Below are 19,635 nucleotides of genomic sequence, written 5' to 3' on the forward strand. Positions count from 1 at the left end.
CTCGCCCCATGACCACCACGACCGGGCATGATGTCCCGGCAATCGAGTTGACGGTCGCCCGGCGTCAGCTCGTGCTGTTCGTGGTGGTGCTGAGCTCGGCGGTCTACAACGCCGCGACCTTCACCGCGACGGCGATCCTGCCGCAAATGCAGGGCGCCATGGCCGCGACCCAGGACGAGATCTCCTGGGTGGTCACCTTCAACATCCTCGCGACGGCCGTCGTCACCCCCATGACGGGGTGGCTCGTCGCTTCGTTCGGCCGCCGCAATGTCATGTTCTGGAGCCTTGCGGGCTTCACCCTGGCCTCGCTGCTCTGCGGGCTGGCACGCGGGCTCGATGATCTCGTGCTCTGGCGCGTGCTTCAGGGCGCGGCCGGCGCACCGATGCTGCCGCTCGGCCAGACGCTCATTCTCGACGTCTTCCCCAGGCACCAGCATCCGAAAGCGATCGCCATCTTCGGCATGGCGAACACGGCGGGGCCGATCATCGGGCCGATGCTTGCCGGCGTCCTATCCGACTATTACGGCTGGCGGTGGGGCTTCTACATGATCGTGCCGGTGGCGCTCCTCGCAACCATCGGCGCGCGCCTGATCCTGCCCCAGGACGACTCGCGCCGGCCGACCTCGCTCGACTGGACGGGCTTTCTCTCGCTCTCCATCGCCATCGCGGCCATGCAGATCATCCTCGCGCGCGGCCAGCGCCTCGATTGGTTCGAGTCGACCGAGATCATCGTCGCAACCTTCATCGGCGTCGTCGCCTTCTACCTCTTCGTCGTCCACAGCCTCACGGCGCGGAAGCCTTTCCTCGACCTGCGCATCCTGCTCGACCGCAACTTCGCGATCGGGCTGCTGCTCGTCGGCATGTTCGGCATGGTGAACTTCACGCCGATGGTCCTGCTGCCGCCGCTGCTCCAGGCTCACCTCGGCTACACGGACCGTCTCATCGGCCTGATGGTCGGCTGGCGCGGCGTCGGCGTCGCAGCCGGCTTCTTCCTCGTCATGATGATGGGACGCCTCGACCCGCGCGTGACCATGATCATCGGCTTCGGCGTCCAGATCCTTTCGGGCCTGTGGCTCATGGCGATCACGCTCGACGCCGACTTCGCGACCTTTGCCCTCAACGCATTCCTCCAGGGCACGGCGGTGGGCCTAATCTGGGCCCCGATCGCGACGACGGCATTCTGGACGCTGCCCGCGGCCTCGCGCGCCGAGGCGACCTCGGTCTTTCATCTCACGCGCAACATCGCCTCGAGCTTTTTCATCTCGATCTGTGTTGCCGAGGTCGTTCGAGCCACGGGCGCCAACTACAGCCGCCTCGTCGAGAACGTCACACCCTACAGCAAGCAGCTCCTGCTCGGACCGGCCATGAGCGGATGGAACGTCGAGACACTCTCGGGCCTCGCCTCGCTCTCCAAGGAGATCAACCGACAGGCGGCGCTGATCGCCTACACGAACGTTTTCTACATCTACACGTTGATCTCGCTCACCGCGATCCCGCTCGCCCTGCTGGTGAGGCGGGCCCAGAGCCGGTGACAGAGGACGATGGGATGGTGAGGCATGTTGGCGGTGGACGCGGGACCTAGTGTCCCGATTCCGAAGTTCGCTTTACCTCGAAGCCGGTGTCGAGAGCGAACTTCGGAATCAAAAGGGACACTAGAATCATGGCTTTGCTAGTGTGATTCAGATCGAGAGGTTCGCTCAATACCGTGCCGCGACATCTGGCGAACTTCTCGACCATCACACTAGCGCGTTTAAGATCGCGCCCGGTGGGATCTGACGCGGCTCGAAAACAGAGAAAGCATGGGCCCATTCGATAGACTGCTCGATCGGTTCGGCCACTGGCTCGCAGGGCGCCTCGAAAGCGAGACGCCGGGCGAAGAGCCGTTCATTCCTACGGACCGGGAGGCGCTCCGGCGCACGCTGCGAACGGGTGACGTCCTTCTCGTCGCGGGCGGCAGCACGCTCTCGACGGCCATCAAGTACCTGACGCAATCGACATGGTCGCACGCCGCGCTCTACGTCGGCGACGTGCTCGACCAAACGGCGGGGAATGGCGAGCCGCACGTGCTGATCGAGGTCACCGCAACGGAAGGTTGCGCCTCGGCACCGCTCTCGAAGTACGAGCGCTTTCATACGCGCATTTGCCGGCCGATCGGCCTCACGGAGGCCGATCGCGAGGCGCTCGTCACGTTCATGATCTCGCGGCTCGGCGCCAAGTACGACATGCGCAACATCTTCGATCTTGCGCGCTATCTGCTGCCAACACCGCCGGTGCCGGCGCGCTTCCGCCGTCGCATGATCGCGCTCGGGTCCGGCGAACCAACGCGCACGATCTGCTCGACGCTCATTGCGGAGGCCTTCGGCCGCATCGCGTATCCCATCCTGCCGCGCGTCGAGCTCCTGATGGATGAAAAAGGTGGCATCACCCGTTTTCGCCAGCGCGAGATCCTGCACATCCGCCACTACAGCCTCTATGCCCCCGCCGATTTCGACCTCTCGCCCTATTTCGACATCGTGAAGCCCACGATCTCTGAAGGCTTCAACTACAAGGGCCTGAGATGGGCCAGCGACGACCAGGGCCCCGCCAAGATGACCGAGACCAGCCGCAGCCGCAGCGCCTAGACTGTCCCCGATCCTGCGCACCGACCGAAGGATGCCTGCCGATGACCACCACGCCCCCAAATGCCGCCGACAGCGATCCCATCAAGCTCGGCTGGATGACCGGCTTTCCGCCGCCGCCCGAGAAGGCCATCACCTTCGCCGATAGCCGCTTCCGCAGCTTCCCGGAGCTCCGCTGGGCGTGGAGCAACATCCGCCAGCTCGTGCCGACCGTGAATGTCTGGCGCGGTTCAGGCCCGGCATCCGTCCTCCCGCGTGACGAGCAGGATCTCGGCAAGGTCAAGGCGACGACCATGGATGGCCGCCCGATCACCTTCGATCAGGCGCTCGCGGAGACCTACGCGGACGGCATCGTCGTGCTCCACCGCGGCCGCCTCGTCTTCGAGCGCTACCTCGGCGCGCTGAAGCCGCACAAGCAGCACCTAGCCATGTCGGTGACGAAATCATTCACCGGCACGCTCGCGGGGATGCTGGTCGCGGAAGGCAAGATCGATCCGGCAGCGCCGGTGACGAAGTACGTGCCGGAGCTCGCCAAGAGCGCCTTCGGCGATGCGACCGTGAACCAGGTCATGGATATGACCACAGGCCTCAAGTACACGGAGGTCTACACGGACCCGAACTCCGACATCTGGCCCATGCGCCGCGCCAACGGCATGGCGCCGCCCGAGCCCGGCAAGCCGCCGACCTCACTGCTCGAGTATCTCACGACCCAGCAGAAGCAGGGCGAGCACGGCCAGGTCTTCGCCTACAAGACCATCAACACGGATGTGCTGGCGTGGATCCTCCGCCGCACGTCCGGCCAGTCGCTCTCCGAGCTGCTGTCGGAACGCATCTGGCAGCCCATGGGCGCCGAGGAAGACGCGCATTACACCGTCGACCGCCTCGGCATCGAGAGCGGCGGCGGCGGCCTCAACACGACGACGCGCGACCTTGCCCGCTTCGGCGAGATCATGCGCAACCGCGGCCAGTTCAACGGCCGCCAGATCGTGCCGGCGAGCGTCGTCGACGACATCGCCAAGGGCGCCGACCCGGAGAAGTTCGCGCCCGCCGGCTACCCGACGCTGCCCGGCTGGTCCTATCGCAACCAGTGGTGGGTGAGCCATGACCCGCATGGCGTGTACATGGCGCGCGGCATCCACGGCCAGTCGATCTACGTCGATCCCAAGGCCGAGGTCGTCATTGCCCGCTATGCCTCGCATCACGCGGCGGGCAACGTGAACAACGATCCTGTCACATTGCCGGCTTTCGCGGCCGTCGCGCGGGCGCTGATGGCCTAAATTCGGGGGCCGGGCTGACACGCCTGTGGCCATCCGACCACGGTATGGCTCCCTGCGAGCAATGCCGGGCTGTTCCACGGGCGACTTCATCGACTATGCTGGCGCCGCTTGATCGGAGGTGGGGATTCAGGGGGTTGTGACTTTGCGTAGGTCGGTACTGGGTCGCGTCATAGCCCTCGGCTTGATCGCCATAGCGGCGGCTGCGTGCGCGGGCCCGGAGCGCCATGCCGTGCCGTCCGCCCTCGTGTCGGATGCGAAGGTGCCGATCACCGGCGCCACGCGCTTCTGGGGCGATGAGGTTCCGAAGGACATCTACGCCTTCGTCCAGAACCACATGCCGAACGTGCGGCGCCTGGCCGCCAGCGCCACGATGAAGAACGGCCGTCCGCACGTCGAGTACCTCGCGCTCTCCGGCGGGGCGGAGGATGGCGCGTTCGGCGCCGGCCTGCTCACTGGCTGGTCGACGCGCGGCGACCGCCCCCGCTTCGAAGTCGTGACCGGCGTGAGTGCCGGCGCGCTCATCGCTCCCTACGCCTATCTCGGCCCGCGCTACGACAATCAGCTCGCCGAGGTCTGGCGCAACTTCGACTCGGGCTCCGTCGCGACCCCGCAGGTGCTGGCCGGCCTGTTCGGTGCCGATGCGCTTGCCGACTCCACGCCGCTTCGCGAATTGATCAAGAAACACGTCAACAGGCGGATGCTGGCGGAGATCGCGCAGGAATACCGCAATGGCCGCCTGCTCCTGATCGGCACGACCAATCTCGATGCTCAGCGCCAGGTGATCTGGAACATGGGCGAGATCGCGGTTGCGGCCGCGCGCGATCCCGAAGCAGCTCAGCTCTTCCGCGACGTGCTGCTCGCCTCGGCGTCGCTCCCCGGCATCTTCCCGCCCGTGCACGTCAAGGTGCGCGTCGGCGACAAGGTCTTCGAGGAGATGCATGTCGATGGCGGCCCCACGCGCCAAGTGTTCCTGGCGCCGGCGCAGTTCTCTCTGAAGACGTTCGATCGTCTCTATCAGACGCCGCCACACCGCACTGTCTACGTCATCCGCAACGGCAAGATCGGCCCCGAGTACGAGGCGGTGCGCTCGAACGTGCTGGCGATCAGCGCGCGCTCGCTGTTCACGCTCACCAAGCATCAGGGCATGGGCGACATCAACCAGATCTACGCCATGACCGAGCGCGATGACGCCGCTTTCCGCCTCACGTCGATCCCTCAGAGTTTCAACGTCAAGGCCACCAAGGCTTTCGACCCGAACTACATGCAGGCGCTGTTCGAGGTCGGCCGCCAGCTCGGCCAGAGCGGCAATGCCTGGGCCCCCACGCCGCCCGAAGCCGTGCGGATCGCGGCACAGCGATAGCCCCGGGCCTCGGCACGGTAGGTCTGCCTTTCAGCCGTCGCCTTTGCCACTTCCAGGTGAAAACAGGCCGATCGTCGCCATGAGCCGGACGAGCTCCGTCTGACGGCCGGTGCCCGTCTTTGCAAATACGCGGCGCAAATGCGTCTTTATCGTATTCGCGGATATCCCGAGCTGGATCGCGGCTTCCGGGATGCTGAGGCCCGATGCGGCCGCAAGGGCGACCCGCGCCTCCGCGCGCGTCAGTCCATAGGCCTCCATGATCAAGGCCGCGGGAATGCCCGCACGGTTGGCCGGATCGACGATGAACAGCATCACCGCCGCATCGGGCATTCGAAGATCCGCAAAGCGTCCGATATCCTTCCCGCGCACGGAGGATACGAGGATCGTCAATGGCGTCTCATCACTCGGGCGGGGCACGGAGATCGAGGCCGAAGGGACGCCGTGCAGCGCGGCGCGAACGAGCGCGGCGAGGCGCTGCGCGTGGAGAGGCGAACGCACCGTGACGCTCGTGCGCCGCAGTTCAAGTGGCCCGTCGTGTGCGCTCAACGCACGCGCCGCCACATTGGCGTAGAGAACGCACGCGCGCTGGTCGAGAAGAACGACACCCGCAGTGAGCCGGTCGAGGATGCGGAACTGGCCCTCCTGCAAAGCTCGATAGCCATCAATGCGGAACGCTAATCCGAGCGATCGACGCATATGGGGAATGAGCTGCTGGAGCCAGTCCTGGTGACTTGCGTCGAGCGGCCCCTGGCCGGCGCTTCGGCACAGATTGAAGGCGACGCAGAAATCCCCACGTGCAGCGAGCGCGATCATCGTGTTGTGCGCGACATCCTGCGGGCGCAGCACCTCGTCGAAGAACGATGTATGGCGAAGGGAGGCAAGCGGGACGACCTCATCGGACAGAACGATCCGCCCCACGACCTGCCTCTGCATGGCACTGTTCCAGGGGTTTTGGATGTGCCGCGTCTTGTAGGCCTGATTGCATTCCTCGCTGAGGCGCCCGTTGTAGTCGAAGAAGACCGTCTCTGCGCCGTACGACTGGCCAAACAGGATGCCGCCTTGGCCTCCCGTCAGATCGGCGATGTGCGTCAGCACGGACCGCCACGTATCCGGCTCGGTCGCGGTGTCGTAGATGGCGTCGAGAAGACTTTCAGGATGCTCGATCACGCGCGCCAATGCACAGCCCTCGTGTTCGCAACCAGGCTCCGGGAACCAAAGTAATCATCAGCCTGTCAGCGTTGCATGACAAGATGCGGCGAACGATCGAGGATTTGAGAGACCGGCATAGTTTTAGCCAGCGAGCGCAGGCGCACACGGTTGCCGAAGTGCGTCGAACTCTTGAACGGCGTCTTTTTTCGTCCCCTCCAGTCATCGACGCGTGGTCGAACGATCCGAAAGGAAGTCCAGATTCCTGCGGGCTGCTACGTGGTGCGGGTCGATGGCCAGCGCACGTCGGAAGTCCGCCGCCGCGCGATCCCGACGGTTCTCCTGCAGGTAAACCTCTCCGCGATTGTTCAAGGCGCCCGCATACTCCGGCAAAAGGTCGATCGCGGCGCCGAAATCGGCAATCGCGCGTGCAAGCTCCTGCTTCCGCCGCCATGCGACGCCGCGATTGTTGTAGGCATAGGCATTCGTGGGATCGAGCCTCAAGGCGACAGAGAAGCCGGAGATCGCCTCGTCGTAGCGCTCGGCTTTGAGGAGTGCGAGGGCGCGATTGTTCACCGCGTCGGCGCGATGCGGATCGAGCTTCAGCACCTCGTCGAAGTCGGCGACGGCAGAAGCAAGCTTGCCGAGCTCCAGGTGCAGCGAACCGCGGTTGTAGCGGGCATTCACGTAGTTCGGGGCAAGGGCGAGCGCCCGGCTGTAGTCGTCGATCGCCCCGTTCATCTGCCCTCGCAGCGTGCGTGCGTTGGCCCGGTTATTGTAGGCTTGCACGAGCTGCTCATCACTCGCCCACGTCGAATCGATGATGAGCGAGCATCCTGCAACGGCCTCGTCAGGATCAGCGGCATTCGCGCAGTCCTCGATCGGGTTGGCGAAGGAAGCTCCAGCCAGGAGGACGCTTGCGGCAAGCACGGAACAGGCAAGCAAGCGGCAACGCAATTGCGCAGAACGTGGCATGGTCCTGACCCGCTGTCGCTGTCCGCAGCCGCGCCTTCGATTGCATGGATCGATACCGGCCGCGAAGCCTCGGCCGACACCACGCGGGCGCCGCGACAGCGAAGCAGGATTGGCCGCGCGCCGCGTCACCCCATCGGGTGATACGATCTTAGCGCGCGGCTCGATTTTGGTCGCCAGGGGCGGTGACTGTGGCGCAGCGGTGCCGCGCCACCCAGGTCATCGCACCATTTATTGGCTGCCCAGGCCCAGGAAGCTTTGAACCCGCGTAATGGCCGGCGGGTTCCACTTCCCGACCAGCGCTTCAGCCTTCGGCGCATAAAGCCGCATCGTCAGGTTGAACGGCCCGCCCGGCGCCGGAAGCCAATTCGACTCGCGGTCCGCTCCTGGGCTGTCCTTCTGGATGAAGAGATCGAGCGATCCATCGCCATTGTACTTCAGCGGCATCCAGCTGCTGATGGCGAACCTGTTGAGCGAGTTCGCAACCTGGAAGCCCTCGGGATCATAGAGCGTGAGCGACCAGAATGCGCTAGCCGGCGGCGTCTCGCCCTTCTCGAAGTGCAGTGTGTACTTGCTCGCGCCATCTAGCGGCTTGCCGGATTCATCGCCGAGATTGAGGGGATAGATCGCATCTTCCGGCAAATTTGCGCCAAGACCGAGCTGAGAGACGATGGCGCGCTTCAAGTAGTAATTTCCGTAGACGCCCATGGTGTCGGTGTTCATCGACCAGCCATTTACAGCGCGGGCAAGCGTCGCCACCTTCCACGCCATCAATCGCTGCGCTTCCTCGGGAACCGTCGCGAGGGCATCGCGGACAGCAGGCGCGGCCTTGTCCAGATCGAAGCTCTTGCCCGGCTCGATGCCGATCTTCTTCATTTGCGCGACGATCGGCTCATCGGTGAGATGGGGCGGATTGGCCTTCATCAGCTCGGCCCCATACGCAAAGAGCTGTCCTGCGGTCATGCGGTCGACTTGCTCTTTCGGCGGCGTCTTCATGTCGAGCGTCGTATCGATCGCGGCCTTAACCGGTACCGGGCTCTTACCCCACTGGGATAGCGGCGTGACCTTGTAGCCGGCCTGGATCTTGTGAACGGCTTCGTAGTCGGGCGGCCCATCGGTCTTCGTCCGTCCGATGATCCACACGTGCGGCGTCGGCGCATCGACGCGCGTCATTTCCGCAGGCACGGTTCCGTTCCAGCCGCGAGGCACGACGAGATAGTTCGCGGCCTGCGTTCCCGTGGTCCGCCAGCCGGGTGAGGCGAACACGTCGGTCCACATGTCGAGCATGGGCAGAAGGTAATATCGGCCGTTCGTATCCGGCGCCGAGACGACCATCGGCTCTTTGGTGAGATCGAGCCACGCGCTCGAATACAAGGTATCGAAGTTCGGGCGCACGACGGTCTTGAAGTCGGCAGACGGGTATGAGGGGATGTTGACGAACGTGTTTGCGGGCCCCTTCCCGATCTCCTTGCCGGCCTCCATGTTGATGGATTGCCTGCGCGTGATGTCCATCGTCACAAGAGGATAGAGATAAACATAGGCATTCACGCCAATGCTCCGCATGTCTTGCTCGGAAGCAGGTTCAGCTTGAGCAAGGAGCGGTGGTGCTGCAATTGCACCCGACAATGACAGGCCGAGCAACACGGTTAGAGCGCTGCGTTTCATGTGCGGTGTCCCTTTCAAATAATACCGCCGACACAGCGTTCTCGCCGGATGATCACCTCACCCGGATTGACGTGCGTCCACGAAGCCGATGAAGCTTTGGCCGATCGCCCTCAATTCATCAGACGAAAATCAACCGACCGGTGAGACATGGCTTGCGATCATTCTCGGCAACGGCGCGGACAATGTCGGCTAGGGAGAACCCTGATGCTCCGGCGGCCAAGTGTGGTGTCGCGCATGAGCTCGCGCCTTCCCCCGAAGCGTTAATGATCGCAGAGGCGGGCCCCGGCCCGGTCGCCGCGGTGCTGTTCGGCCTCACGTACGCGCGCTGTAGTCCGCTAGCTTGCAGCTCGTTGCCGGCCCGCATCCGCACGCTGCCGCCGCCCGCCGCCTGGCAGCCCGCCGACGCACCAGTACAAAGAGGCCGATGCCTCCAAGAGCCGCGAGGCCCAATCCGATCTGGCCGAAAAGAGCCAGCCCTGCGCCACCCGCCGCACCGAAGGCCAGGAGCGCGGATCCCACGATCGGCGCGCAACATACCGCGCAGGCGCCAAGCGCGACGCCGCCGACAGCCGCAAGCCCATTAACCGTAGACTTCTGTTTCGTGATCATGGCAGGCGGCCTCCATCGCTCGAGTTGACACGGCTGGAGCCTACGCCTTCAAGTAACTTGAAGGGCAATAGGAGAGTTCGGTGATGTCCTCTCGATCCGGCGCGCTGAGCATTGGAGCGCTCGCAAAAGCAGCGAGCGTGTCGACGCCGACCATCCGGTACTATGAAGAAATCGGGCTACTGCCCAAAGCCGGACGCAGCGCGAGCGGGCAGCGTCTGTATGAGAAGACGGATGTCGAGCGCCTTACTTTCATCCGCCGCTGCCGGGAATTCGGATTTTCCATCGATCAGGTGCGATTGCTCTCGAGCTTGTCGATCAGCACCGTCTCCGATTGCGCCGAGGTGCGCGACATTGCACGCGTTCATCTTGTCGAAGTGCGAAAGCGGCTCGAGGAGTTGCACGGGCTCGAACGCAGTCTCAACGGTTTCGTGGAGCAATGTGACGCGATCTGCGCCGGCGGGCCAGCTTGCGATTGCGTGGTCTTCAAAAAAATTGCCGAGCCGTAGATCGAGATCCACGACCGTCGAAGCACGGCGAAGCAGGATTTGCCCAAGTCCGCGTTCCCGGAAGGGAGACGCTGCTCACCGCTCAAGCCCCCGGCATTCCATGCGCGATGATCTTGCGCATGACGCTCGGCAAGGCGACGTCGTCGAGGTCGCGGCGGTGCACCCAGCGGCAGCGCTCGGGCTCGGCCCATAGATCGACGACGGCCTCGTCGCGCACGAGCGCACGATAGACCGTCAGTTCGAGGCGGAAGTGCGTGAACACGTGCACCACGCTGCCAACCACGGGCCACCAGTCGCCGCGCAGAGGCGTGCGGCGAAGCGCCTCCTTCGCCACGGGCCGCATCTCGGTCCATTCCGTCGAGGGCACTTCGAGCATGCTCGCGAGCAGGCCCGTCGGCGGACGCTGGCGAAGCAGAATACGGCCGCCTTCGCTGATCGCCAGGAAAGCCGTGCCGAAACGCTCCGGCCGCGGCTTCTTCACGGCGCGCGCGGGCAGGCTCGCCTCGATGGCCATGGCGTGCGCGGCGCAGTGGCGCTCGATCGGACAGACGAGACACGAGGGGCGGCGCGGCGTGCAGATGCTCGCGCCGAGGTCCATCATGGCCTGCGCATAGTCGCCGGCGCGCTTTTTCGGCGTGAGCGTAGCCGCGAGGCGCTTGAGCTCGGCCTTGGCGCCCGGCACCGGCTCGGCAACCGCAAAGAGCCGCGCGATCACGCGCTCGATATTGCCGTCGACCGGCGTCGCGCGGCGGCCAAAGGCAATGGCCGCAATCGCCGCCGCCGTATAAGGACCGATGCCCGGCAACTCGCCGAGGGCCGCCTCCGTATCCGGGAACTGCCCGCCGTACTGCTCGACGACGGCGCGGGCGCAGGCGTGCAGATTACGGGCGCGGCTGTAGTAGCCGAGGCCGGCCCACGCTGCGAGCACGTCATCGAGATCAGCCGCCGCCAGCGCGGCCACGTCCGGCCAGCGCACGAGGAATTTGAGGTAGTAGGGCGTGACCGTCTTGACCGTGGTCTGCTGGAGCATGATCTCGCTCAGCCAGACGCGATAGGGATCCGCCACCTCGCCCGGCGCCATCCGCCATGGCAGGTCCCGGCGCTCGCGCTCGTACCAGTCGAGCAGCGACGCGACCGTGCCCGGACCGGGTGCCGGCCAGATGTGTTGCAGTCTTGCCGCAGCGGTCATGCGATCGCCCCGCCCCCGCGCCCCGAATCATTAACCCGATGTTAAGCACGACTCGCACGAATGGGAACTGAGCGGGGGCGCTCTCAGCGAGCAGAGTTCCGTAAATGTCGCAAATGTCACGCTATTCCGCATCCGGCAAGGGCACTTTCGGTGCCAAGGCAGTCGGCAGCATGGTGCCGAGCCTGACCCGTAAGGCCTTCGAACGCTTCGGTTTTTCGACCGCGGCCCTGCTCACGGACTGGGCCGGGATCGTCGGCAAGGACCTCGCACGCTATACATCGCCGGATCGCCTGAAATGGCCCCGCGGCGGCCACGGGTCGGACGGCGAGACGTCCGGGCCCGAGCGGCAGGGCGCCACCCTCGTCCTCCGCGTCGACCTCGGACGTGGCATCGACGTCCAGTACCGCGCCCGCCAGATCATCGAGCGCATCAACGCCCACTTCGGCTACCGCGCCATCGCCGAGCTCCGCATCATCCAGGCGCCCGTCGAGGGGGCGCTTCCGCCGATGCCGGAAGCACGGCCCGCGCGCCGAGCCTTCGACCGCGCCTCGACCGCGCCGCTGGTGGCTGCCGTCGCCGACGACGGTCTCCGCGCGGCGCTCGAGAAGATGCAGGCCGGGCTCACCAGCCGCGGGCACCGGTAAGTCGCGCTTACTTGTTTGCCGCGGGCTGCTGGGAAGAGGTGCTGACGCCTCGTTCCGCGGTGCCATGCCCGCGGCGGCTCCCCGCTGGAAGGCCCCCCCCGAACCCCCGCCTTTTTTGGCTCGGAGTGCGCGGCTGGCGCGCCGCCGTCCCCTCTCCCCGCTTGCGGGGAGAGGGTTAGGGTGAGGGGCGGCGGCAAACGCCGAGGTTGAACAAGCTCCCGCCCCTCATCCTAACCTTCTCCCCGTGAAGAACGGGGAGAAGGGACATCGCAGCGTTTGCCGCGAGCGATCTACTCAAAAAGACGGGTAGGTCCGGGAGGGTGTCCCTCCCGGTAGAGCGCGAGACTAGTCTCGCTCGCGCCGCAGGCGCGACCCGCTCACTCCAACCCCGCGACCTTCGGCCTGTACTCATCCCACGGCATGGCGCGCTCGTAGATCGCGGCCGCGCGCAACAGCGCCGCATCGGCCCCGCGCCGCGCGACGAGCTGGATCGCGATCGGCAGGCCATCCGAGTGCAGCCCCGCCGGCAGCGTCGCCGCGGGATTGCCGGTGAGATTGAAGGGATGGGTATACGGATACCAGGCCTTGCGGATGCTATCGACGATCTTCCCTTCAATCTCGATGGGATCGAAGAGCCGCTCCTGGATGGGCAGCGCGGTGCGCGAGAGCGTCGGCATGAGAATGAGATCGTAGCGGTCGAACCAGCCCTGGACCTTCCGATAGATGGCCGTACGCTGAAGTGCGGCGCGCGCGAGCATCTCGGCGGTGTGCTGGCCGCCGCCCGCCATTTGGCGCACGAGCGTCGGGCTCATCTTATCGCGCCACTTCGGGAGCTGATCGGCAAAGCGCGCATTCCAGAGCGCGGTCGAGACGACGAGCCACATGGGCTCGGTCGGCTCCATGTCATCGCCCATGGGCTCGACGATCGCGCCGAGATCGCCGAGCGCGTCGGCCACCTGCTCGCAGCGCGCGAGGATCTCGCTGTCGACGACCGTATTGCCGACATAGGGGCGCCAGCCGATGCGCAGGCCATCGAGCGTCCCCTCGCCGCGCGCAGCCTCGACGAGACCTTCCGTCGAGGCGCCGAAGGAATGGATATCGCTCGGATCGGCGCCGCCCATGGCTTCGAGCATCAGCGCCGTATCCATAACATTGCGCGTCGTCGGCGTGATGTAGGACATGTTGCCGAACGTATCGGGCGCCATGTCGTGCGGCACGAGACCGAGCGACTGCTTGAAGCCGACGACGCCGCAGCAGGCTGCCGGAATGCGCGTCGAGCCGCCGGCATCGGTGGCAATGGCGAGCGGGCCGACGCCGACGGCCATGGCCGCAGCCGCGCCGCCCGAGGAGCCGCCACACGTGCGGCTAGCATCATAGGGATTGCACGTCCGGCCGAAGAGCGGCGCCTCGGTAAAGGGCATGTGCCCGAATTCCGGCGTCGTCGTCTTGCCCATGAGGATCGCACCGGCTGCCTTCAGTCGCGCGACCGACACCGCATCTGCAGCAGGAATATTTTCCGCGTACATATGCGAGGCGAAGGTCGTGCGCACGCCCTTGGTGTTCACGAGATCCTTCACGTGCAGCGGCACCCCGTGAAGCGGCCCCACCGCATCGCCGCGCGCGACGGCCTCGTCCGCGGCCTTGGCATCGCGCAGCGCCTCTTCGGCACAGATCGTGATGAAGCAGTTGAGCGCCGCCTGGGCCTTCTCGGCGCGCTGAAGGGTCGCCCGCATGACCTCGACAGCCGAGGCTTTGCGGTCGCGGATCAGGGCGGCGATCTCGGCAGCTCCGAGCCAGGCGAAGTCGTTCGACATCAGGACAAGTGCTCCTCACTTCATGGGACTGTCGTCCGGCGCGGCTAGTGGGGCAGCATGGATCAACCTCAGCCCCGAATGGCCGTCTCCCGGCGAACTCTACGTCGAATGAAGGTCACTGACACCGCACATGCGGCCATAGGCCGTCAGCAAATATGGTTGACCTCGATCCGAGACAACATCAAGCTTTTGCGGGGACCATGCGAGGTGGCAAGGATCGCCCAAGCGGGATCCGGGAGGATCTGAGCCTGCTCGACCGTAGGAACATGCTCGTCGTACTCGGCGCGATGGTCGCGCTGGCCATCGGCATTCTGCATCCGGGATACGCGGGCGATGCGAAACTGCCGAAAGAGATCTCGTGGAGCACCTACGAGAGCGGCTCGTCGGCCTACGCGCAGTCGATCGGCATCGGCGCCCTGCTCAAGAAGAAGTACGGCACCGAGCTCGGCATCGTTCCGGCCAGCGGCGAAATCGGTCGCCAGACGCCGCTGAAGACAGGCCAGTCGCAGCTTTGCGCGTGTGGCATCGGCGCCTACTTCGCCCAGGAAGGCGTGCTGATGTTCGCCACGAAGGCCTGGGGGCCGCAGCGCGTCTTCAACCTCTTCAACAACATCGGGACGAACGGCCAGCAGCTCGCGGTCAGTGAGACCTCGGGCATCAGGAAGCCCGAGGACCTCAAGGGCAAGCGGGTCACGTTCGTGCGCGGCTCGCCGACGCTCAATCAGAACACCGAGGCCATGCTGGCGTTCGCCGGCTTGACGTGGAATGACGTGCAGAAGATCGAGGTTTCAGGCTGGGGCAAATCCATCCAGGCCGTGATCAACGGTGAAGCCGATGCCGCGTGGGGCAACACCGCCGCCAGCTACTACGTCAAGCTCATCAACTCGCCGCAGGGTCTTTTCCTGCCGCCGCTGCCGCATTCCGACGAGGCCGGGTGGAAGCGCGCGCTCGAACGTGCGCCCTGGTGGTCGAAGTCGATGATCAAGACCGTCGCCCCCGGCTACAGGCACGCGGTCCCCTACGAGGGCAACAACTATCCCTATCCGATCATAGTCGCGGCGGCGGACACGCCGAACGATCTGGCCTACGGGCTCACCAGGGCCGTCATGGAGAACTATGCGGACCTCAAGGACGACGCGCCCGGCATGGATGGCTACCGCCTCGCGGTGCAGAACTTGAAATGGGTGCTGCCATATCACCCCGGCGCGATCCGCTACTTCAAGGAGAAGGGCCTCTGGAAGGCCGAGCACGACGTGCACAACGCCGAGCTCGTGAAGCGCCAGAACGTGCTCGCCGAAGCATGGAATGAAATGCAGGCCAAATCCGTGCCCGACGATAAGTTCGCGGAGGAATGGCTCAAGCTGCGTGCAGCAGCACTGACGAAGGCTAATTTGCCCGTCATATTCCAGTAATCTCATCTACAAAGCGCACGCAAAAATCCACGCCCGGCACCGGCCATGCGATCGCGGGCTTATGGTGCATTTCGCCGCGATCGCGCGCCCGCGACTTGTCCGCGCATTGGCCCTTGCCAGATGCCCCTTTTTGCGTGCAAGGAGTAAAAAGCCTTACTGGCTACCCGGCCCGGATCGCGACTCGGGTCGTGTCCGTCCAAGAACAATAAGAAACAGTCCGCCGGGTCCAATCCGCCGTTCTCGGGAGGAACGACTTTTGAGTGAGATGAATAGGGCCGCGCAAGCGGCCCGCATGGATTCGCCTAGCAGCACCGACGTCATTGCCGTCGATCGGCTGTCTCTTACGTACGGCGGGGGTGCCAGTGGCGTCCTTGCGCTTTCAGACATCAGCTTCTCCATTGCCGATGGCGAGTTCATCTCGATCGTCGGCCCCTCGGGCTGCGGAAAGTCCACCCTGCTCAAGATCCTCGCCGGGCTTCTGCCGCCGAGCGAAGGACAAGCCAAGCTCAACGGCACGCCCATCCGCGGCGCGCGGCGCGACATCGGCGTCGTGTTCCAGACCCCTGTCCTCTTCCCGTGGCGCACGGTGCTCGGGAATGTCCTGCTGCCGGCCGACGTGCAGGGCCTCGACAAGGAGAAGATGCGCAAGCGGGCCATGGACCTCGTCCGGCTCGTCGGCCTCGAAGGCTTCGAGAACCGCTATCCGCGCGAGCTCTCCGGCGGCATGCAGCAGCGCGTCGGCATCATTCGCGCGCTCATCCACGATCCGGCGATCCTGCTCATGGACGAGCCGTTCGGCGCGCTCGACGCCATGACGCGCGAGACGATGAACGTCGAGCTCCAGCGCATCTGGATGGAAAGCGGCAAGACGGTTCTTTTCATCACCCACTCGACATCGGAAGCGGTCTATCTCGCCGACCGCGTGATCGTCATGACCGCGCGTCCGGGCAAGATCGGCGACGTCTTCAAGGTCGACCTGCCGCGGCCGCGGCCTCTCGACATCATGAATACGGAGGCCTTCGGTGCCTACGTGAAGCGCATCCGCGTCGCGCTCAATGCCGATGGAGGATTGGACTGATGGGTGGCGCAAAGAATTTCATGCTGAGGCTGCTGCTGATCGCGGCCGTCCTGGCGGTGTGGGAAGTGCTCGTCAAGATCACCGGCGTGCCCGAGTACATCCTGCCGGCGCCGTCGCGGATCTTCTATGCGATGTACAATGGCATCAAGAGCAACGTCTATCCGCAGCACTTCTTCGTGACGCTGACGGAGACGCTGCTCGGCTTCCTCGTCGGCACCATCCTCGCCTTCATGCTCGGCACGGTGGTCGCGCTCAGCCGCCGGGTCGAGTACTTCCTCTATCCCTTCATCGTGATGTTCCAGGCCATGCCGAAAGTGGCGCTCGCGCCGCTGATTATCGTCTGGTTCGGCCTCGGCCTCACCTCGAAGGTCATCAACGCGGCGCTCGTCGCGTTCTTCCCGCTGATGGTGAATACGATCGTCGGCCTGCGCTCGGCGGAGGAGGACCGCATCAATCTCATGCGCTCGCTCGCCGCCTCGCGCACGCAGATCTTCTTCATGCTGCAGCTACCCAATGCGCTGCCCTACATCTTCGCCGGCCTCGAGATCGCGATGATCTTCGCGCTCATCGGTGCGATCGTCGCCGAGTTCGTCGGCGCAGAGCGAGGGCTCGGGATGCTGATCCAGAGCATGAACTTCAATATGGACGTGGCCGGCCAGTTCTCGATCCTGCTGATCTTGTCGCTGCTCGGTCTCGTTCTGAATGGGATTGTAAACTTGGCCCGCCGCCACCTTCTTTTCTGGGAGACGGCGAATACGGGCGAGGAAACAGCTAACACGTCCAAAAAAGGAGGTTCGGTATGAGGAAATTGCTTGGAGTGAGCTTGGGGCTTGCCGTTGTCGGCAGCCTCCTTGCGGTCACGGCGGCCGAGGCGCAGACGACTGTGCGCGTCGGCTGGTGCGCGCGCACCATCAGCTCGGCGGCGGCACCGTTCGCAATCGCCACGAAGCTCGGCTGGTACGAGAAGATGGGCGTGAAGGTCGAGCTCGTGCCGCTGCCGGGCTCGGGCGACTGCGCCAAGTTCGTCGCGACGGGCGAGACCATGCTCGCGCTGCCGTCCGTCGAGCCCGTCACCGTCATGCGCGCCCAGGGCGCCAAGATCAAGACGTACTACACGGCCTATCTCGGCAACATCTATGGCCTTGCCGTCCCCGCCGACAGCAAGATCCAGTCCATGAAGGACCTCAAGGGCAAGAAGATCGGCGTGATCGGCATGGCGTCTGCCAGCGCCATCATCGTCCGCGCCCTTGCCAAAGAAGAGGGCATGGATCCCGACAAGGACATCTCGGTCGTTGTCGCGGGTGAAGCCGGCCAGACGGCCGCCCTCGTCCGCAATGGCTCGGTCGACGCGCTCTCGCAGTTCGACACGCAGTACGCGCTCGTCGAGAACGCGGGCGTGAAGCTGCGCCGCCTGAAGCATCCCTCGATCGACAAGTTCCCGTCGAACGGCTTCATCGCGATGGAAGACACGCTGGTGAAGAACCGGAAGGAGGCCGTCGCGATCGCCCAGGGCTATGCCATGGGCACGCTGTTCGCGCTGAACAATCCCGAGGCCGCCATCCGTCTGCTGTGGGAGATGTGGCCGCAGACGAAGTCGACCAGCAAGGACGAGGCGACGGCGCTCGCACAAGACATCTCGACGCTCAACGCCCGCGCGGTGTCGTGGCGCCTCGAGTCGGTCGGTGCGAAGAAGTGGGGTGAAAACCTCGTCGAGAACTATCAGGCCTACTTCGACTGGCTGCTGGCGAACGGCACGATCAAGGAGAAGGCCTCGGCGAAGGACGTCCTCGACAATTCGCTGCTCGACGACATCAACAAGTTCGATCAGGCAGCGGTCATCAAGGCCGCCAAGGAGTGGAAGCCGAAGTAATCGGCTTCCGTCCTGCTCGGTTCATGCTCGTGGCTGGAAGCCGAAAGGCTTCCGGCCACATTTCATTTGAACTCGACGATGATGACGTGGGTCGGCGTATCCCCGATGTTCGCGCCGATGTGCGTCTGCGCGTCGGAGTAGAGCACGTCACCTGCCTTGAACTCGCGGCTCAGCACTTTGCCGTCCGGCAATGTGATGGTCCGCTTGAAGGGCCCGAGCGCATAGAGCACGAAGGCCGGATGGTGGTGCTGGTTCGTCTTCTCACCCGGCATGTCGCGGTACTCGAGAACGCGGACGCGCTCGTTCTCGAATTTCAGCTTGTATTTGTCGCCGTCCGTCTTGATCGGATCCTGCGCCAGCGCCGGTATACTCGCGAAGGCAATCAGGCACAGAGCAACCACACGACACCAGACCATCACAGCCTCCATCGCTTCAGGGTACAATCCGAATTCTATTGATCGCCGCGACGATCGGCTCAGTGTGCCATGAGGACCGGGATCTGGGCGTGGGCGAGCAGATGGCTCGTCGCGCCGCCGAAGATCATGTGACGCAAGCGGCTCTGCGTATAGGCGCCCTTGATGATGAGATCCGCACCGAGCTTCGTCGCCTCTTCCATCAGCGCATCGCCGGGCTTCCGCCCCTCGAGGCCGAGGGTCAGCTCGCGCGCATGAATGCCGTGCCCGGCCAGCCAGTCACAGCACTGCTCGCCCGATGGCCCGGGCACCGTGATGCCCTCCATGGTGAGCACGACGACGGACTTGGCGAGCTTCAGGAGCGGCAGCGCATCGGCGTTCGTGCGGGCCTGCTCCGTCGAGCGGTTCCAGGAGATGACGATCGTATCGCCGAAGGACTTCGGCGGCCTCGGCGGCGCAATCAGCACGGGGCGGCCGCTCTCGAAGAGCACGCCCTCGAGCGTCGTCATGCGCGGGCCGGTCGCTTCATTCGTCGGACGGCCGAGGACGGTGATGTCATAGACGCGCGAGAGGGAGCCGAGACCGGCATCGTCGACCGAGGCGCCTGCCTTCCAGCGCCGCCGCGGCGTCTGGCGGCCGGCGAAGTAGTTGTCGAAGCCCTCGCGCGCCTTGGCCACGTAGCCACCGTCGTTCCAGTCGGCAGGTGGAAACGTGACAGCGACGATCGGATCCGGCGCGACGATCTCGACATGAACCGGGCGGAGCGCAATGCCCTCGATGAGGCTCTCGAACTTCGATGCAAGCTGATCGGCGGTCGCCAGCACGGACGGCATGCTGTCGCTTTGGTCACACGGCACGAGGATGGTTTTCATAGCCCCTCCTATTTCTGGCCAGGCCCCATGGCAAACGCACGCCGCCTCGAGGCCGCGCCTTCAGCCCACCGGGTACGCTCCCCCGCCAGCACGACGGACGAATCAGTGCCCGTTCATCGGGCTTATGACCCGAGACTAACACGATATTCAGAAATGTGGGCAGAGGGAGATTGCGACCTCGCATGGAGGT

18 protein-coding genes are annotated in these 19,635 nt (G+C 64.8%); 10 read left to right on the top strand and 8 right to left on the bottom strand.

What is annotated here, in order from left to right; all coding sequences use genetic code 11:
• Positions 1-8: 8 nt before the first annotated feature.
• The 4 genes from CS1BSM3_RS09025 to CS1BSM3_RS09040 all read left to right on the top strand — a co-directional run bounded on the left by CS1BSM3_RS09025 (position 9) and on the right by CS1BSM3_RS09040 (position 5,255).
• Positions 9-1,532, top strand: coding sequence for a DHA2 family efflux MFS transporter permease subunit (locus CS1BSM3_RS09025; RefSeq protein ID WP_072386637.1), 1,524 nt, complete (start codon positions 9-11; stop codon positions 1,530-1,532).
• A 267-nt stretch (positions 1,533-1,799) separates the two neighbouring features.
• A complete protein-coding gene (locus CS1BSM3_RS09030) occupies positions 1,800-2,621 on the top strand; it encodes a YiiX/YebB-like N1pC/P60 family cysteine hydrolase (protein ID WP_072386638.1) in 822 nt (273 codons plus the stop codon).
• 41 nt (positions 2,622-2,662) lie between these two features.
• Complete coding sequence (locus tag CS1BSM3_RS09035; protein WP_072386639.1) at positions 2,663-3,895, top strand: serine hydrolase domain-containing protein; 1,233 nt, start codon at positions 2,663-2,665, stop codon at positions 3,893-3,895.
• A 142-nt stretch (positions 3,896-4,037) separates the two neighbouring features.
• Complete coding sequence (locus CS1BSM3_RS09040; RefSeq protein WP_143149115.1) at positions 4,038-5,255, top strand: patatin-like phospholipase family protein; 1,218 nt, start codon at positions 4,038-4,040, stop codon at positions 5,253-5,255.
• Positions 5,256-5,285: 30 nt separating this feature from the next.
• On the opposite strand, the gene CS1BSM3_RS09045 is transcribed toward CS1BSM3_RS09040, so the two are convergent.
• The 4 genes from CS1BSM3_RS09045 to CS1BSM3_RS09060 form a co-directional block, all read right to left on the bottom strand.
• On the bottom strand, positions 5,286-6,422 hold the full coding sequence (locus tag CS1BSM3_RS09045) for a helix-turn-helix transcriptional regulator (protein WP_244540468.1): 1,137 nt from the start codon (positions 6,420-6,422) through the stop codon (positions 5,286-5,288).
• 201 nt (positions 6,423-6,623) lie between these two features.
• A complete protein-coding gene (locus tag CS1BSM3_RS09050; protein WP_072386641.1) occupies positions 6,624-7,346 on the bottom strand; it encodes a tetratricopeptide repeat protein in 723 nt (240 codons plus the stop codon).
• Positions 7,347-7,604: 258 nt separating this feature from the next.
• Positions 7,605-9,038 (bottom strand): DUF1254 domain-containing protein, encoded by a 1,434-nt coding sequence (locus tag CS1BSM3_RS09055; RefSeq protein WP_072386642.1) that lies wholly within the window; start codon positions 9,036-9,038, stop codon positions 7,605-7,607.
• A 312-nt stretch (positions 9,039-9,350) separates the two neighbouring features.
• Positions 9,351-9,647 carry a hypothetical protein gene (locus CS1BSM3_RS09060; RefSeq protein ID WP_072386643.1) on the bottom strand — a complete coding sequence of 99 codons (297 nt, stop codon included), beginning with the start codon at positions 9,645-9,647 and terminating at the stop codon, positions 9,351-9,353.
• A gap of 83 nt (positions 9,648-9,730) precedes the next feature.
• On the opposite strand from CS1BSM3_RS09060, the gene CS1BSM3_RS09065 reads away from it, so the two are divergent.
• A complete protein-coding gene (locus CS1BSM3_RS09065; RefSeq protein ID WP_072386644.1) occupies positions 9,731-10,153 on the top strand; it encodes a MerR family transcriptional regulator in 423 nt (140 codons plus the stop codon).
• 82 nt (positions 10,154-10,235) lie between these two features.
• Here the strand turns inward: CS1BSM3_RS09065 and mutY are convergent, their stop codons facing one another.
• On the bottom strand, positions 10,236-11,342 hold the full coding sequence (gene mutY, locus CS1BSM3_RS09070; protein ID WP_072386645.1) for an A/G-specific adenine glycosylase: 1,107 nt from the start codon (positions 11,340-11,342) through the stop codon (positions 10,236-10,238).
• Positions 11,343-11,446: 104 nt separating this feature from the next.
• Here mutY and CS1BSM3_RS09075 point away from each other — a divergent pair, with 104 nt between their 5' ends.
• Positions 11,447-11,986, top strand: coding sequence for a DUF721 domain-containing protein (locus CS1BSM3_RS09075; protein WP_083528455.1), 540 nt, complete (start codon positions 11,447-11,449; stop codon positions 11,984-11,986).
• A 377-nt stretch (positions 11,987-12,363) separates the two neighbouring features.
• Here the strand turns inward: CS1BSM3_RS09075 and CS1BSM3_RS09080 are convergent, their stop codons facing one another.
• Positions 12,364-13,800 (bottom strand): amidase, encoded by a 1,437-nt coding sequence (locus CS1BSM3_RS09080; RefSeq protein ID WP_072386647.1) that lies wholly within the window; start codon positions 13,798-13,800, stop codon positions 12,364-12,366.
• 200 nt (positions 13,801-14,000) lie between these two features.
• On the opposite strand from CS1BSM3_RS09080, the gene CS1BSM3_RS09085 reads away from it, so the two are divergent.
• The 4 genes from CS1BSM3_RS09085 to CS1BSM3_RS09100 all read left to right on the top strand — a co-directional run bounded on the left by CS1BSM3_RS09085 (position 14,001) and on the right by CS1BSM3_RS09100 (position 18,160).
• Complete coding sequence (locus CS1BSM3_RS09085; RefSeq protein WP_210188753.1) at positions 14,001-15,212, top strand: TAXI family TRAP transporter solute-binding subunit; 1,212 nt, start codon at positions 14,001-14,003, stop codon at positions 15,210-15,212.
• Positions 15,213-15,504: 292 nt separating this feature from the next.
• Complete coding sequence (locus CS1BSM3_RS09090) at positions 15,505-16,290, top strand: ABC transporter ATP-binding protein (protein ID WP_083528456.1); 786 nt, start codon at positions 15,505-15,507, stop codon at positions 16,288-16,290.
• The gene (locus tag CS1BSM3_RS09095; RefSeq protein WP_072386650.1) at positions 16,290-17,093 is read left to right on the top strand and encodes an ABC transporter permease; all 804 of its coding nucleotides are present in this window, start codon (positions 16,290-16,292) and stop codon (positions 17,091-17,093) included. Before CS1BSM3_RS09090 ends, CS1BSM3_RS09095 begins: the two co-directional genes overlap by 1 nt.
• Positions 17,090-18,160: an ABC transporter substrate-binding protein gene (locus CS1BSM3_RS09100; protein WP_072386651.1), complete on the top strand. Its 1,071-nt coding sequence runs from the start codon at positions 17,090-17,092 to the stop codon at positions 18,158-18,160. Before CS1BSM3_RS09095 ends, CS1BSM3_RS09100 begins: the two co-directional genes overlap by 4 nt.
• 62 nt (positions 18,161-18,222) lie before the next feature.
• On the opposite strand, the gene CS1BSM3_RS09105 is transcribed toward CS1BSM3_RS09100, so the two are convergent.
• Positions 18,223-18,576 carry a cupin domain-containing protein gene (locus CS1BSM3_RS09105; RefSeq protein ID WP_210188754.1) on the bottom strand — a complete coding sequence of 118 codons (354 nt, stop codon included), beginning with the start codon at positions 18,574-18,576 and terminating at the stop codon, positions 18,223-18,225.
• 59 nt (positions 18,577-18,635) lie between these two features.
• Positions 18,636-19,445 (bottom strand): universal stress protein, encoded by an 810-nt coding sequence (locus CS1BSM3_RS09110; protein ID WP_072386652.1) that lies wholly within the window; start codon positions 19,443-19,445, stop codon positions 18,636-18,638.
• Positions 19,446-19,635: the final 190 nt, after the last annotated feature.

It is taken from the genome of Hyphomicrobium sp. CS1BSMeth3 (assembly GCF_900117415.1).
In the GTDB taxonomy this organism is placed as follows: Bacteria; Pseudomonadota; Alphaproteobacteria; order Rhizobiales; family Hyphomicrobiaceae.

Excerpts from the sequence above, each read along its gene's own strand:
- CS1BSM3_RS09065 (WP_072386644.1), top strand. The coding sequence starts at position 9,731 with ATGTCCTCTCGATCCGGCGCGCTGAGCATTGGAGCGCTCGCAAAAGCA.
- mutY (WP_072386645.1), bottom strand. The coding sequence starts at position 11,342 with ATGACCGCTGCGGCAAGACTGCAACACATCTGGCCGGCACCCGGTCCG.
- CS1BSM3_RS09025 (WP_072386637.1), top strand. The coding sequence starts at position 9 with ATGACCACCACGACCGGGCATGATGTCCCGGCAATCGAGTTGACGGTC.
- CS1BSM3_RS09090 (WP_083528456.1), top strand. The coding sequence starts at position 15,505 with ATGGATTCGCCTAGCAGCACCGACGTCATTGCCGTCGATCGGCTGTCT.
- CS1BSM3_RS09095 (WP_072386650.1), top strand. The coding sequence starts at position 16,290 with ATGGGTGGCGCAAAGAATTTCATGCTGAGGCTGCTGCTGATCGCGGCC.
- CS1BSM3_RS09030 (WP_072386638.1), top strand. The coding sequence starts at position 1,800 with ATGGGCCCATTCGATAGACTGCTCGATCGGTTCGGCCACTGGCTCGCA.
- CS1BSM3_RS09035 (WP_072386639.1), top strand. The coding sequence starts at position 2,663 with ATGACCACCACGCCCCCAAATGCCGCCGACAGCGATCCCATCAAGCTC.
- CS1BSM3_RS09075 (WP_083528455.1), top strand. The coding sequence starts at position 11,447 with ATGTCGCAAATGTCACGCTATTCCGCATCCGGCAAGGGCACTTTCGGT.
- CS1BSM3_RS09110 (WP_072386652.1), bottom strand. The coding sequence starts at position 19,445 with ATGAAAACCATCCTCGTGCCGTGTGACCAAAGCGACAGCATGCCGTCC.
- CS1BSM3_RS09085 (WP_210188753.1), top strand. The coding sequence starts at position 14,001 with ATGCGAGGTGGCAAGGATCGCCCAAGCGGGATCCGGGAGGATCTGAGC.
- CS1BSM3_RS09100 (WP_072386651.1), top strand. The coding sequence starts at position 17,090 with ATGAGGAAATTGCTTGGAGTGAGCTTGGGGCTTGCCGTTGTCGGCAGC.
- CS1BSM3_RS09080 (WP_072386647.1), bottom strand. The coding sequence starts at position 13,800 with ATGTCGAACGACTTCGCCTGGCTCGGAGCTGCCGAGATCGCCGCCCTG.
- CS1BSM3_RS09060 (WP_072386643.1), bottom strand. The coding sequence starts at position 9,647 with ATGATCACGAAACAGAAGTCTACGGTTAATGGGCTTGCGGCTGTCGGC.
- CS1BSM3_RS09105 (WP_210188754.1), bottom strand. The coding sequence starts at position 18,576 with ATGGTCTGGTGTCGTGTGGTTGCTCTGTGCCTGATTGCCTTCGCGAGT.
- CS1BSM3_RS09055 (WP_072386642.1), bottom strand. The coding sequence starts at position 9,038 with ATGAAACGCAGCGCTCTAACCGTGTTGCTCGGCCTGTCATTGTCGGGT.